The sequence below is a fragment of the Sphingomonas sp. SRI_018 genome (assembly GCF_057586275.1).
The window spans coordinates 1-1,306 of the sequence record NZ_JBYCZO010000012.1 but is presented as its reverse complement, the minus strand read 5'-3'; the positions used below and the strand labels follow the sequence as shown (position 1 = coordinate 1,306).

Here is a 1,306-nt window from a genome sequence, read left to right as displayed (position 1 = left end):
CTAGGTCGTGAACTCATAAATCCGACGCTCGCTGTTGGCGCGGCGCGGCATCAGGTTTAGCGTCGTGCGATGTTTTCAGTTGTCGTCCCCGTCTTACTGCTTGCTGCTGGCGACACGGCCAGCGAGCAGCAGTTCGGTGCGTGGCGAGCCACCGAGGTTTGCGCCCATGATGCCGACAGCTTCGGCTGCACGAGGACTCTCCGGCAGTCGAACCCGAACTTGGATGTTATCCTGATCTTCCGGGACAGTTTCGCCATCCGGGCAACGGTTAGAAGCTGCGATCAAGAGGCAACCCGGGTGAGTTTCACACCTGATCCGAAGGAATGGAAGCAGTTGTCCCTCGCGGGACGGATTGATCAGACGAGGAAGGTATTGACGCAATGGAGCGAGGCGTCGGTCATCGGATGTGGTCACCCTGCGGCGTTGTCGTTTGATGGCTTTGAGAGCGGCTTCTCCCGTCTGGATGCTGCTGCATCGGCCGATGTCGAGGTGCTTTCAAAATAGCTTCACTCTCGCTTCGACATCTGATTCAGCATCGGCATGAGCCGTTATGACTTGACCGACTTCGAGTGGCGCGTGATCCAGCCGCTGTTACCCAGCAAGCCTAGAGGCGTGCCGCGTGTTGACGACCGCCGCGTCTTGAACGGTATCTTCTGGGTGCTGCGATCCGGTGCACCATGGCGCGACTTGCCCGAGCGCTATGGACCGCGCACCACTTGCTACAACCGCTTCGTGCGATGGCGGAAAGCAGGCGTCTGGGATCGGATGATGGACGCGATCACCTCCGCCCACGACGGCGACATCCAGATGATCGATAGCACCTCTGTTCGCGCCCACCAGCAGGCCGCGACGGCAAAAAGGGGGATCGAGATCATTGTCTCGGTCGCTCCCGAGGCGGGCTCACGACCAAAATCCACGCGGTCGTCGATGCGCAAGGTCTCCCGATCCGGCTCGGCCTGACTGCTGGGCAAACGCACGATGGGCAGGTCGCTGACGAACTGCTCGACCACATTGGACCGGACACAATCGTCCTGGCTGATAAGGCCTATGATGCGGATCGTATCCGCGAAACTCTCCGCGACAGAGGGGCTATGGCCAATATACCGCCCAAGTCCAATCGCCGCTGGAAACCTTACTTCAGCACATGGCTCTACCGCCAGCGCAACCTCGTCGAACGGTTCTTCTCCAAGCTGAAGCACTTCCGCCGCATCGCCACTCGCTACGACAAACTCGCCGAGAACTTCCTCGCCATGGTCCAACTCGCCTCAATGCGCCTGTGGCTCCGCGCTTATGAGTCCACGGCCTA

General features: G+C 60.0%; 2 protein-coding genes. Both read left to right on the top strand.

The genetic code is table 11. The features are described 5' to 3' along the window. The first annotated feature begins 69 nt into the window (after positions 1-69). Entirely contained in the window at positions 70-504 is a 435-nt protein-coding gene (locus tag AC2YHA_RS19475) for a hypothetical protein (protein ID WP_487402977.1), read from the top strand. Between the two features lie 36 nt (positions 505-540). Further along, positions 541-1,306 (top strand): IS5 family transposase gene (locus AC2YHA_RS19470; RefSeq protein WP_487402976.1). Its coding sequence is split into 2 segments (ribosomal slippage), with 767 coding nucleotides annotated over them: positions 541-853 and positions 853-1,306; the frame shifts between segments, so codons are not numbered across the junction. This gene is flagged as partial in the annotation.